This is a genomic window from Roseateles sp. 22389 (assembly GCF_052044995.1).
GTDB lineage: Bacteria > Pseudomonadota > Gammaproteobacteria > Burkholderiales > Burkholderiaceae_C > Roseateles.
Genome location: NZ_JBQEOF010000027.1, coordinates 68,029 through 79,603 on the forward strand (window position 1 = coordinate 68,029; position 11,575 = coordinate 79,603).

Annotated in this window: 13 protein-coding genes; 4 read left to right on the forward strand and 9 right to left on the reverse strand. The window is 69.9% G+C overall.

Annotated elements, in window-relative coordinates; all coding sequences use genetic code 11:
• The first annotated feature begins 14 nt into the window (after positions 1-14).
• Positions 15-932 (forward strand): DMT family transporter, encoded by a 918-nt coding sequence (locus ACTJKJ_RS25405; RefSeq protein WP_297385460.1) that lies wholly within the window; start codon positions 15-17, stop codon positions 930-932.
• A 21-nt stretch (positions 933-953) separates the two neighbouring features.
• Here the strand turns inward: ACTJKJ_RS25405 and ACTJKJ_RS25410 are convergent, their stop codons facing one another.
• The 3 genes from ACTJKJ_RS25410 to ACTJKJ_RS25420 form a co-directional block, all read right to left on the reverse strand.
• A complete protein-coding gene (locus tag ACTJKJ_RS25410; RefSeq protein ID WP_297385458.1) occupies positions 954-1,226 on the reverse strand; it encodes a hypothetical protein in 273 nt (90 codons plus the stop codon).
• A gap of 192 nt (positions 1,227-1,418) precedes the next feature.
• Positions 1,419-2,207 (reverse strand): SDR family oxidoreductase, encoded by a 789-nt coding sequence (locus tag ACTJKJ_RS25415; protein ID WP_091723542.1) that lies wholly within the window; start codon positions 2,205-2,207, stop codon positions 1,419-1,421.
• Between the two features lie 200 nt (positions 2,208-2,407).
• Positions 2,408-3,343 carry a DMT family transporter gene (locus ACTJKJ_RS25420; protein ID WP_183490695.1) on the reverse strand — a complete coding sequence of 312 codons (936 nt, stop codon included), beginning with the start codon at positions 3,341-3,343 and terminating at the stop codon, positions 2,408-2,410.
• Between the two features lie 152 nt (positions 3,344-3,495).
• Between ACTJKJ_RS25420 and ACTJKJ_RS25425 the strand changes: the two genes are divergently transcribed.
• Complete coding sequence (locus tag ACTJKJ_RS25425) at positions 3,496-3,912, forward strand: diguanylate cyclase domain-containing protein (RefSeq protein WP_440822917.1); 417 nt, start codon at positions 3,496-3,498, stop codon at positions 3,910-3,912.
• A gap of 67 nt (positions 3,913-3,979) precedes the next feature.
• Positions 3,980-5,533 (forward strand): ATP-binding protein, encoded by a 1,554-nt coding sequence (locus ACTJKJ_RS25430; RefSeq protein ID WP_440822919.1) that lies wholly within the window; start codon positions 3,980-3,982, stop codon positions 5,531-5,533.
• 41 nt (positions 5,534-5,574) lie between these two features.
• Here the strand turns inward: ACTJKJ_RS25430 and ACTJKJ_RS25435 are convergent, their stop codons facing one another.
• The 5 genes from ACTJKJ_RS25435 to ACTJKJ_RS25455 form a co-directional block, all read right to left on the reverse strand.
• Positions 5,575-5,796, reverse strand: a complete 222-nt coding sequence (locus ACTJKJ_RS25435) for a hypothetical protein (RefSeq protein ID WP_147241729.1) — start codon at positions 5,794-5,796, stop codon at positions 5,575-5,577.
• 258 nt (positions 5,797-6,054) lie between these two features.
• Positions 6,055-7,737 (reverse strand): MFS transporter, encoded by a 1,683-nt coding sequence (locus ACTJKJ_RS25440; protein WP_217648391.1) that lies wholly within the window; start codon positions 7,735-7,737, stop codon positions 6,055-6,057.
• Between the two features lie 207 nt (positions 7,738-7,944).
• Entirely contained in the window at positions 7,945-8,586 is a 642-nt protein-coding gene (locus ACTJKJ_RS25445; protein WP_440822922.1) for a 2-hydroxychromene-2-carboxylate isomerase, read from the reverse strand.
• Positions 8,587-8,700: 114 nt separating this feature from the next.
• Complete coding sequence (locus ACTJKJ_RS25450; RefSeq protein WP_440822924.1) at positions 8,701-9,000, reverse strand: DUF1289 domain-containing protein; 300 nt, start codon at positions 8,998-9,000, stop codon at positions 8,701-8,703.
• Positions 8,997-9,548, reverse strand: coding sequence for a YbaK/EbsC family protein (locus ACTJKJ_RS25455; RefSeq protein WP_440822926.1), 552 nt, complete (start codon positions 9,546-9,548; stop codon positions 8,997-8,999). The genes ACTJKJ_RS25450 and ACTJKJ_RS25455 overlap by 4 nt, the downstream gene beginning before the upstream one ends.
• Before the next feature lie 126 nt (positions 9,549-9,674).
• On the opposite strand from ACTJKJ_RS25455, the gene ACTJKJ_RS25460 reads away from it, so the two are divergent.
• The gene (locus ACTJKJ_RS25460; RefSeq protein WP_440822928.1) at positions 9,675-10,229 is read left to right on the forward strand and encodes a thioesterase family protein; all 555 of its coding nucleotides are present in this window, start codon (positions 9,675-9,677) and stop codon (positions 10,227-10,229) included.
• A gap of 168 nt (positions 10,230-10,397) precedes the next feature.
• On the opposite strand, the gene ACTJKJ_RS25465 is transcribed toward ACTJKJ_RS25460, so the two are convergent.
• The gene (locus ACTJKJ_RS25465; RefSeq protein WP_440819474.1) at positions 10,398-11,378 is read right to left on the reverse strand and encodes an IS110 family transposase; all 981 of its coding nucleotides are present in this window, start codon (positions 11,376-11,378) and stop codon (positions 10,398-10,400) included.
• Positions 11,379-11,575: the final 197 nt, after the last annotated feature.

Sequence of the window (11,575 nt, forward strand, 5' to 3'; positions counted from 1 at the left end):
CGCGCATCGCCGCGATGAGCTTGACCCCACGCCTGGCCCTGATGCTGACCCTGCCCCCGCTGCTGTGGGCCGGCAACGCCGTGGTCGGGCGCTCGGTCGGCCCGCTGGTGCCGCCGCTGCTGCTCAACGCGATGCGCTGGACGCTGGCCTTCGCGCTGCTGCTGCTGATCGCCCGCCCGGCGCGCGCGCTGCTGCAAGACCTGGCCCCGCTGCGGGCCCGCTGGGGCTACTTCGCGCTGACCGGGCTGCTGGGCATGGGCTGCTACAACGCGCTGCAGTACCAGGCGCTGCACAGCTCCACCGCGCTCAACGTGACGCTGATCGCCGCCAGCCTGCCGGTGTGGATGCTGGCGGTGGGCGCGCTGCTCTATCGCGTCTGGCCGACGCGCCGCCAGCTCGCCGGGGCACTGCTGTCGCTCGGCGGCGTGGCGCTGGTGATCTCGCGCGGGCACCTGGATCGCCTGGCGCAGGTGCAGTTCGTGCGGGGCGACCTGCTGATGCTGCTGGCCGTGCTGACCTGGGCCTTCTACAGCTGGCTGCTGGCGCGACCGCCCGCCCACATGCAGGGCGAGCGCCGGCCCGACTGGGACTGGTCCGCGCTGCTGATGGCGCAGATGCTGTTCGGGCTGGCCTTCAGCTGGGCCTCGGCCGGCGCGGAGCAGGCCATCGGCGTGCCGCCGGTGCGCTGGGGCTGGCCGATGGCGGCGGCGCTGGTCTACGTGGCGGTCGGGCCGTCGCTGATCGCCTACCGCTGCTGGGGGTTGGGCGTCGCGCGGGCGGGGCCGACGCTGGCCGCCTTCTTCGGCAACCTGACGCCGGTGTTCGCGGCGCTGATGTCGGCGGCGCTGCTGGGCGAGTGGCCGGCCTGGTTCCATGGCGCGGCCTTCGCGCTGATCGCGGCGGGGATCGTGGTGTCCTCGGGGCGGCGCTGAAGTCGGAAGCCGCTCGCGGCGTCACGGTGCCAGCGGCACCCACACGCCGTTGAGGACCAGACCGCGCGGCGCCGTCCGGACCGGTTCACGGGGCGCTGGGCTCACGTCCCGCGCTTCGACGTCGACGACGTCCCGTTCCGCTCGCCCCATCAGGCGCGTCGACCTGCCGACCGCATCGCCGGCACCGACGCGCGCGCGGCGCTCGACGCGCTCCAAACGCACGATGCGTTCGACACGCTCGACGCGTTCGACGCATTCGATGCGCTCGACGATCTCGATCCGGTCGCGGGGCATGGGGACGATCCGACGCCGAAAGGCGGGGTGGTGAAGACCGGGCCATTCTTCGGCGCCGACCACATCGGTTCCATCCCCTTCATGCGCCAAATCCGCGATCCACCCACCTCTCTAGGTGGGCAACTAGCAATGACTTGCTAGTCCCCGCTCGACACGCGGGGTCCCGCCCCAGAAAAGGCGAATCGCCCCCGCTCAGAAGGTGCCCGGATAGGCGCCACCGTCCAGCAGGATGTTCTGCCCGGTCAGGTAGCCGGCGTGGGCCGAGCACATCAGCGCACAGATCGCGCCGAACTCCGCGGCGCTGCCGAAGCGCTGGGCCGGGATCGCGCCCATGCGCTTGGCGCGCACGTCGTCGATCGGCTGGCCGGACTTCTGCGCGCCGGCGGCCAGGGTCTTCTGCAGGCGTTCGGTGTCGAAGGCGCCCGGCAGCAGGTTGTTGATGGTGACGTTGCGGCCGGCGATGCGCGGCTGGCGCGCGATGCCCGCGACGAAGCCGGTCAGGCCGGAGCGGGCGCCGTTGGACAGCCCCAGCACGTCGATCGGCGCCTTCACCGCGCCGGAGGTGATGTTGACGATGCGGCCGAAGCCGCGATCGGCCATCTGGTCGACCGTCGCCTTGATCAGCGCGATCGGCGTCAGCATGTTGGCGTCCAGCGCGGCGAGCCACTGTTCGCGGTCCCAGTCGCGGAAATCGCCGGGCGGCGGACCGCCGGCGTTGTTGACCAGGATGTCGACGCGCGGCGCGGCGGCCAGCGCGGCGGCGCGGCCGGCCTCGGTGGCGATGTCGCCCGCGACGGCCACGACCTGCACCGCCGGGTTGATCGCGCGCAGCCGCGCGGCCTGCGCCTGCAGGGCCTCCTCGCCGCGCGCGGTGATCACCACGTTGACGCCCTCAGCGGCCAGCGCCTCGGCGCAGCCCGCGCCCAGGCCCTTCGAGGCCGCGCATACCAGGGCCCACTTGCCCGAAAGTCCCAAGTCCATGTCGATCTCCGTCGTCGTATCGATGCCGGCGCGATTGTGCCGAGAACTCCCTGTCCCCACGTGCGAGGAGACGGAGCCCGAGAACTCCCTCTCCCCGCGTGCGGGGAGAGGGTGGGGGTGAGGGGTCTTTCGATCGGCACCAGCGCTCCGGCAAGAGCCCCCTCACCCTACCCTCTCCCCAAGGGGAGAGGGGAAGAGAGTCACCGACGCTGGCGCGCCAGCAGCCACACGCCGCCCAGCACCAGCACCGTGCCCGCGACGACCCAGCCGGTGAGCGGCTCGTCGAGGATGAGCACGCCCATCAATATCGTGGACATGGGCCCTACCATGCCGGTCTGCGCGGCGACACCCGCACCCAGGCGCTCGATGGCCATCATCACCATCAGCACCGGCGCGAAGGTGCAGGCCAGCGCGTTCAGCGCCGACAGCCACCACACCGCCGGCGCCAGTTCCGCCAGGCCCGAGACCGGCCGCGTCAGCAGGAACTGCGCGATGCAGAAGCCGCAGGCCACCGAGGTCGCCAGGCCGGTGAGCCGCATCGCACCGAGGCGCTGGACCCATTCCCCGCTGTAGACCAGGTAGAGCGCATAGGACACCGCGCTGCCGAAGACCAGCGCGCCGCCGAGCCAGACATTGGCGCCCGCGACCTGGAGCTCATGCCCGAACACCAGCAGCACGCCGGCGTAGCTCACGGCGAGCGCGCCGGCCTGGCGCAGCGTCACGCGGCGACCGAACATCGCCCACGACAGCAGCAGCACCAGGGTCGGGTTGAGGTAGAGGATCAGGCGCTCGAAGCTGGCGCTGACGTAGGCCAGGCCGGCGAAGTCCAGGAAGCTGGCCAGGTAGTAGCCGCTGAAGCCCAGGCCCAGCACCGCGAGCTTCTCTCGCCCCGTCAGTGCAGGTTTGCCGCGGCCGGCCCACCAGGCCAGCGCGAGGAACAGCGGCAGCGCCAGCAGCATGCGCAGCATCAGCAGCGTGATCGCGTCGACGCCATGGCGGTAGGCGAGCTTCACGATGATGGCCTTGCCCGAGAAGCCGATCGCGCCGCCGACGGCCAGCATCAGGCCCGGCAGCGGCGCGCGCGCGCCGTGGGGATCGGGACGGGCGACCGGGACCGCCGGTGTGGGACTGCTCATGGCGGACGATTCTAGGAATCGAGGCCGGGCCCGCTTTCGCGAAGGGGCAATGGATGATTGCCAGCCGTTCGTCTCTGTCCGCACCGCGCCCCTCGCCGAGCCGCCGGTGCCACGCACGGCGCGCTCACGTCCCCTCCCCTGTCCCTTCCCGCGTGAATAGTTGTGCCGCCTGCCGCCGCCGTGCGGTGGCGCTGGCCGACCGCGTGCGTTGCCTGGAGGCCGGCACGCCGACCGCGCCCTGCCTGCTGCTGGGCGACGTGGACGACTTCGCCGCCCTGCGCGAGCGCCTCGGCCCGGCGCGCCTGGAAGACGACGGGTTCGCGCTGCTGATCCCGGGCGCCGGCCTGCACGAGGCCTACACGCTGGCCGAGCAGCTGCGGCACGGCGTCGGGCAGCTGCAGGCGGACGCGGAACGCCGGCTCAGCCTTTCGCTGGGCGTCACGCAGCTGGGCGGCGGCGAGACGGCGCGCGACTTCCTCGGCCGCGCCGACCAGGCCCTGCGCTCGTCCCGCGCGCAAGGCCGCAACCGGGTCACCGTGCTGGCCGCGGATGAGCGTTTCGCCGCATGAGGCCGCCTTCCCCGGTGCGTATCATCGGCCGTCACAAGGGTGGGACAGAGGGACGGACGTGGCCCTGATGAAGACTTCGTTGCGCAGCGCCGTGATCCTGGCGCTGCTGGTGGGCCTGGCCCTGCCGACCGGCGGCGTGCTGCTGTACGAGCAGCAGCTCAGCCGCCGCGTCGTGATGGAGGACCTGCAGCGCGACCTGTCGCGCGTGTCGGAGGTGCTGGCGCTGTCGCTGGCCGAGCCGATCTGGCAGGTCTCGCCCGACCTGGCCGAACCCATGGTCAAGGCCCAGGTGGAGGACCCGCGCTTCGTCTCGGTGGTCGTGACCGAGAACTCCGCCCAGCAGGCCTTCGTCGAGTTCCACCGCGGCTCGCCCGACGACGCGATGACGCTCAGCGAGACCCGCACCGTGATGCGCGACGGCCGCGAGATCGCCAAGCTCACCGTCGTCATGAGCGCCGAGCCGCTGATGGCGCGCAAGCGCGCCGACCTGTGGAACGCGCTGTGGCGCAGCCTGCTGACGCTGACGGTGTCGCTGGCGCTGATCCTGGTCGTCATGCAGCGCCGCGTGCTGCGCCCGATCGATCGCCTGTCCGGCGCGGCCGACGAACTGGCCTCCGGCCAGCTCGACAAGCCACTGGAGCTCGGCGGCGAGGACGAGATCGCGCGCGTCGGCAAGGCGATGGAGCGCATGCGGCTGGCGCTGCTCAAGGCCTTCGACGACCTGCGCGGCCATGCCAGCACGCTCGAGGACCAGGTGGCGCAGCGCACCGCGCAGCTGACCGAGGCCAACGCCGAGCTGACGCAGGCGCTGGCCAACCTCAAGACCGCGCAGCGCGAGCTGGTGGAGTCGGAGAAGCTCGCCTCGCTGGGCCGCCTGGTGGCCGGCGTCGCGCATGAGCTGAACACGCCGCTGGGCAACGCGCTGACCGTGGTCTCCGCGCTGGAGGACCGCTGGAACAAGCTCGACCGCATGCTGGCCGACAACACGCCGATGCGCCGCAGCCAGCTCGAGGAACTCGTCAAGGACACGCGCCGCGGCCAGGACATCCTGCACCGCAACGTGCAGAAGGCCGCCGACCTGGTGCGCGACTTCAAGCAGGTCGCCATCGACCAGACCAGCGACACGCGCCGCGACTTCGAGCTGAGCCAGGTGGTCGAGGACGTGCTCGTCATGGTCGAGCCCAGCTTCAAGCACACGCCGTTCCGCATCGTCACCGAGCTGCGGGAAGACCTGCGCATGAACAGCTATCCCGGCGCGCTCGGCCAGGTGCTGACCAACCTGCTGATGAACGCGCTGGTGCATGCCTTCGAGGGCCGCGAGCGCGGCCAGGTGGCCGTCGGCTGCCACCGGCTCGACGACGGCCAGGTGGAGCTCAGCGTCAGCGACGACGGGCGCGGCATGGACGCCTCGGTCGTGCGGCGCATCTTCGACCCCTTCTTCACGACCAAGCTCGGCAAGGGCGGCTCGGGCCTGGGCATGCACATCGTGCACAACATCGTGACGAATGTGCTGGGCGGGCAGATCGAGGTGATCTCGCAGCCCGAGGAAGGCACGCGCATGGTGATGCGCCTGCCGGTCGACGCGCCGCTGCGCGCCACCGGCGAGGACCGGATCGCCTGATCTGTCCTCCGTTCGTGGACGTCGCGGACGGTCGCCTACGTTTACTGCGAAGCGCCCGACGCCGCGGCCGAGGCTGCCTGCGTGGGCAGTGCCGCGGACGCCGCCGCGATCGCGGCCGAGGCCGCGTCGCTCGCCGCCTGATCGACGTGGCCGCCGGTCACATCGTGCTTCTCGCCCGTCAGGTCGATGTTGCCGCCGCTCTTCATCAGCACGAACAGGGCCACCGCGGCGAAGACGATGAATCCAAGGACGAGTTTCCACATGGCTGCGAGTTTCCTTCTTGAGGCTGCCGGTCACGACGGTCGACCGGGTTGGCGGCCATTGTGGAAAGCCAGCCTGACATCAGGCTGAGCGCCGCTTCGGCCGCGCCGATGCGCGCCATCGCAAAGGCGATCGCAAAGGCCATCGCAAGGGTGACCGGACCGGCGGCCGACGCGCCATGAAAAAGGGCGGCCCGAAGGCCGCCCTGGTCGTCGAGGGGACGGGCGTCGCACGCCGCGTCCCTCGTCCGTGCCGCGCGTTCAGTCGCGGGCGTAGATGTCCACGTCCTTGGTCTCGCGCACGAACAGCAGGCCGACCACCAGGGTGAGCGCGGCGATGCCGATCGGGTACCAGAGGCCGTGATAGATGTTGCCGTTCTGGGCCACCATCGCGAAGCTGATCGACGGCAGCAGGCCGCCGAACCAGCCGTTGCCGATGTGGTACGGCAGGCTCATCGAGGTGTAGCGGATCCGGGTCGGGAACAGCTCGACCAGCATCGCGGCGATCGGGCCGTAGACCATGGTCACGTACAGCACCAGCACGCTCAGGATCGCGACCACCAGCGGCGTGTTGATCTTGGCCGGATCGGCCTTGGACGGATAACCGGCCGCCTTCATCGCCTCGCCCAGTTCCTTCTTGAACGCGGCGATCTTCTTGGTGCTGTCCTCGTCGAACTTGTGGCCGCCGGCGGTCAGCGTGGCGCTGGGCGCCTCGATGACCTTGTCGCCCACCTTCACCTGGCCGGAGCCGGCGGCGCCGGGCACGGTCTCGTAGTTCGCCGCGGCCTGCGCCAGCGCGCGCTTGGCGATGTCGCAGGGCGTGGTGAAGTCCACGTCGCGCGCCACCGGGCTGCCCTGGAAGGAGCACTGCGCCGGGTCGGTCGTCAGCGTGATCTGCGCGGTGGCCTGGGCCTTGGCCAGGTCCGGGTTGGCCGCGTTGGTCAGCGCCTTGAACAGCGGGAAGTAGGTCAGGATCGCCAGCAGCAGGCCGGCCATGATGATGGGCTTGCGGCCGATGCGGTCCGACAGCGTGCCGAACACGACGAAGAACGGCGTGCCGATCAGCAGCGCGACGGCCACCATGATGTTGGCCGCGGCCGGATCGACCTTGACCACGCTCTGCAGGAAGAACAGCGCGTAGAACTGGCCCGTGTACCAGACCACGCCCTGGCCGGCGACCAGGCCGAACAGCGCCAGCAGCACGATCTTCAGGTTCTTCCACTGGCCGAAGGACTCGGACAGCGGCGCCTTGGAGGTCTTGCCCTCGGACTTCATCTTCTGGAAGGCGGGCGACTCGTTCATCGACAGCCGGATCCACACGCTGATGGCCAGCAGCAGGATCGAGACGATGAACGGGATGCGCCAGCCCCAGGCCGCGAAGGTCGCCTCGCCGAGCGCCGTGCGGGTGCCCAGGATGACGATCAGCGACAGGAACAGGCCCAGCGTCGCCGTGGTCTGGATCCACGAGGTGTACGCGCCGCGCTTGCCGTGCGGGGCGTGCTCGGCGACGTAGGTCGCGGCACCGCCGTACTCGCCGCCCAGCGCCAGGCCTTGCAGCAGGCGCAGGCCGACCAGGATCACCGCGGCGGCGGGACCGATGGTTTCATAGGTGGGCAGCACGCCGACGATGAAGGTCGACAGGCCCATGATCAGGATGGTCACCAGGAAGGTGTACTTGCGGCCGATCATGTCGCCCAGGCGGCCGAACACCAGCGCGCCGAACGGACGCACGATGAAGCCGGCGGCGAAGGCCATCAGCGAGGCGATGAACTGGGCCGTGGGATCCAGGCCGGTGAAGAACTGCTTGCCGATGATCGCGGCGAGCGAGCCGTACAGGTAGAAGTCGTACCACTCGAACACCGTACCCAGCGACGAGGCGAAGATGACCTTCTTCTCCTCCGCTGTCATCGGCGCATTGGTGGTCACTGCGCTTGCAGTTGCCATGGGGTTGTCTCCTCGATTCCCAGAACCATCGACCGATGGCCCTTGGGGCGGGACTATCCGAGCGCGCTCTGACCCGTTTCTGACGGCATCCTTGCCTCAGGCTGACAAACTCCGGCGTAACCCGGAGTCGCGATTTCTCGATGCGGAATTTCGAAGCCTGTGCGCCGCATCAAAGGGTATGTCCCTACCCATGCTTGCTAGCTCGAATCAGCTGCGCCGCACCCCCACCGGCAGCGTCGCCGCGGCTGTCCAGGCGGGCCCGTCGAACCAGGCGTCGTCGTCGAGGTACGCGGTCACCATGTCCATCGCGTCCAGGCCCCAGAACAGCTTGTCGGCGACGGCCATCGTCGGCACGCCGAAGACGCCGCGCGCCAGGGCGGCGTCGGTGGCCTCGCGCAGCGCGGCCTTGACCTCGTCGGACGCCGGATCGCGCTGGGGCGCGAGCTCCGCCGCCAGCGCCGCCAGGCGCGCCGGGTCGGCCGCGTCCTGGCCGCCGCGCCAGACGTGGCGCAGCACCTGCTCGACGGCGTAGCGGCCCGGCGTCTGTCCGGCCGGCGCGGTGGCCCAGAGCAGCCGCAGCAGCGGCAGCGGGTTGAACGGATGCGCCGCCGGCAGATCGAGCGGCACGCCGAGCCGGTGGCCCAGCCACAGCACCTGGCGGTAGGTCCAGTCGCGCTTGCCGGGGATCTCGGCCGGGCCCTTGTGATCGAGCGACTTGAGCATCGCGCCGAACACGATCGGCAGGTAGCGCACCGCCACGCTGCGCCCGGCCAGCGCCTCGGGCAGGCGCTCGAAGGCCAGCGCGGCGTACGGGGAGATCGGATCGAAGTAGAAGTCGATCGTGTGCACGGTCAGGTCTCCTTCTGGCGCCGATGCCGGTCGCCGTCGTGGGGGGGGGCGAGGGCCCGTCGCTGGCGGCGTGGGCGCGGATCGGGGAGCGCGCGGGCGCGGCCCCGCGCGGAATCAGCCGCGCGGCGGCTCGGTCGCGAGCGCGCCGTGCGCGGCCAGCAGCGCGCGGCGCTGCGGCAACAGGTTGAGCAGCCGGATCCGGTCCGCGTCGTCGGACTTGCTCCAGCCGGCGATCTCCGGGATCGTGCGCGCGCAGCCGCGGCACAGCGCGGTGGGTTCATGCATCTTGCAGATGTTGATGCAGGGCGAGGCGACCCGCCCTTCCGGCGTACGCCGCGCGTTCTCGGCGGTGACCGGGGCGTCGACGCCCGCCGGCAGCGCGGTCGGGGCGGTCGGGGCGGTCGGGGCGGTCATTGCGCCACCTCGATCACCGGTGCGCCGGTCAGCGCGACGAGCTGCGGCGGCGACATCAGGAACACGCCATTCGGATGCCCGGCCGCGGCCCAGATGGCATCGAAGCGGAACAGTTCCTGGTCGATGAAGAGCAGCGGCGGCGCGGGGTCGCCGTCGGCGGCGTAGCTCGGCTGGAAGCCCAGCGGCGACACGCCGCCGATCGAGAAGCCGGTGCGCGCCTTCACGTAGTCGGCATCGGCGCGGCCGAGCTTGCCGGTGTGGGCCTCGAGCTTGCGCTCGTCGACGCGCTTGTCGCCCGAGGCGATCACCAGCACGGCCGCGTCGTCGGCCTTGCGCCGGAACACGACGCTCTTGGCGATCTGGCCCAGCGCCACGCCCAGCGCGTCGGCCGCTTCCTGCGAGCTGCGGGCCGAGACGTCGAGCCAGCGCGGCTCGTGCTCATGGGACAGGGCGCGCAAGGCGGCGCACACGCGCTGGAAGCCATCGGGGCGGGCCGTGCCGGCATCGGCGGACGTCGCGGGGGAAGTGGAGTCGCTCAGGTCACTCATGGCGCGCATTGTGCCGAAGCGTCAGCGACCCGATGCGGGCTGGGGTCGCCGTGTCACCTCGGCGTCAGGCGCGGCTAGGGGGAGCGCTCTCCTGCGGCGGGCGGGCTTGCGCTATGGTCCGCGCTCATGACCGATGCGAAGCATGAATCGAAGGCCGGCCCCGCCGGGACCGCGTCCGACGCGATCCACGACGACCCGGGCGCCGCGCCAACTGGCGTGAAGAGCCCGTTCGAGCCGGAGTTCACCGAGGCGCTGTGCGAGATCTTCGAGCGGCTGATCACCTTCAACCAGGTGCTGGGGCTGAAGGTCGACGAGCTCCGGCATGAGATCGTCCGGGCCCACATCCGGATGCGGCCGGACCTGGTGGGCCATTACGCCCACAACCGGCTGCACGGCGGCGTGATCAGCGCGACGCTGGACGCGATGGGCGGTCTGGCGGTGATGGCCGCCACCGGCGCGCGCCACCTCGACGAGGCGCCGCAGCAGCGGCTGCAGCGCTTCGCCAAGCTCGGCACGATCGACCTGCGTGTGGACTACCTGCGCCCGGCGATCGGAGCCGTCTTCCGCTGCGAGGCCGAGGTCATGCGCCTGGGCAGCCGCGTCGCCAACACGCGCATGGCCTTCACCGATGAACAGGGACGGCTGCTGGCCACCGGAGCGGCGGCGTACATCGTGTCGTGACCACCGATTCGAGGACTGCCGTCGCCGCTGGCCCTCACCCCCGCCCTCCCGCAAGCGGGAGAGGGAGCAAGTCCAGCGGCGAGCTGTCAGGGCACAGCCTTTGCGGCGCTCGGTAGGACTCCCTCTCCCGCTTGCGGGAGAGCAACTGTGTTCCAAGTCAAGCGCTAATCAGGCTAGCGCGGGCTGTGGATAAGAGGGCTGCCAAGCGGTGCCGGACTTGATGACGGCGTTGATGATGGTGAGCAGCTTGTGCATGCAGGCGGTCAGCGCCACCTTCTTAGGCTTGCCCGCTTGCACCAGTCGTTCGTAGAAGCTCCTGAGGACAGGGTCATAACGCACAGCGCTGAGCGAAGCCATGTACAGCGCCGAACGGACATTGGCCCGTCCACCCCAGGTGGAGCGCCGACCCTTGAATGTGCCGCTGTCGTTGTTCAACGGCGCCACACCCACGAGTTTGGCGATCTCGCGTCGCTTGAGTTGGCCGAGTTCGGGCAGCGCAGCCATCAGCATCGCTTGTGTGCCTGGCCCCACTCCCTTGAGCCCTTTGAGCAACTCCAGCTTGTCCTTGAAGTGCTCCTTCAGGAAGCCGCCCGCATCGTCATCGATCTTTCCGATTTGGTGGTCCAGCATCTTCAGAATGGTGCGAATGCTCTTGCGCTGCGACGCGTGCATGCTCGCCAATCGGTTGTGCTCAGCCACCCGCATGGCCACGAGCTGACTGCGCCGCGTCACCATGGCTAGCAGTGTCTCCTGCGCGTCCGTGGGCAGTTTGTAGAGCAGTCGCTCGCGCCGGTCGCTGGCATGCAGCGTGCGCGCAAACTGCGACAGCATCTTCGCGTCCGTGCGGTCCGTCTTGGCCAGGTAGCCCATCGCTTTGGCGAAGTCATGCGCCTGGCGCGGATTGATCACCATGACGGCCAAACCATGCGCGCACAGCATCGCCGCCGCCGGCTGCTCCAGCCCACCGGTGGCTTCCAGCAGAACGACTCCCACGCGCTCGCGCATCTCAGTGAGCATCGCCAACAGCGACTTCAAACCGGGCTCATCGTTGCTGAAGGTCTGCGTCTTGTCCCTGTCATTCAAGGCCACCTCAAGCGTGGCTTTGGAAACATCGATACCAACAAAAATCAGTTCAGGTGCGCCTGCCATTTCCCATCCTTGCAAATTCGAGGTCCGAGCACGCCAGTGCATGTCGGCCGTCCAGCAACTGTTCGGGCTTGCTCAACAGACGGCCAGTCGTCCACGCCAAATGCTCTCCCACGGGCTAGGTATCCCAGAGGGCAGACGGGCTGTGGACAACTGCCAAAACAAACCTGTGTGTACTCTCAAAACGAAAGATACAAGGG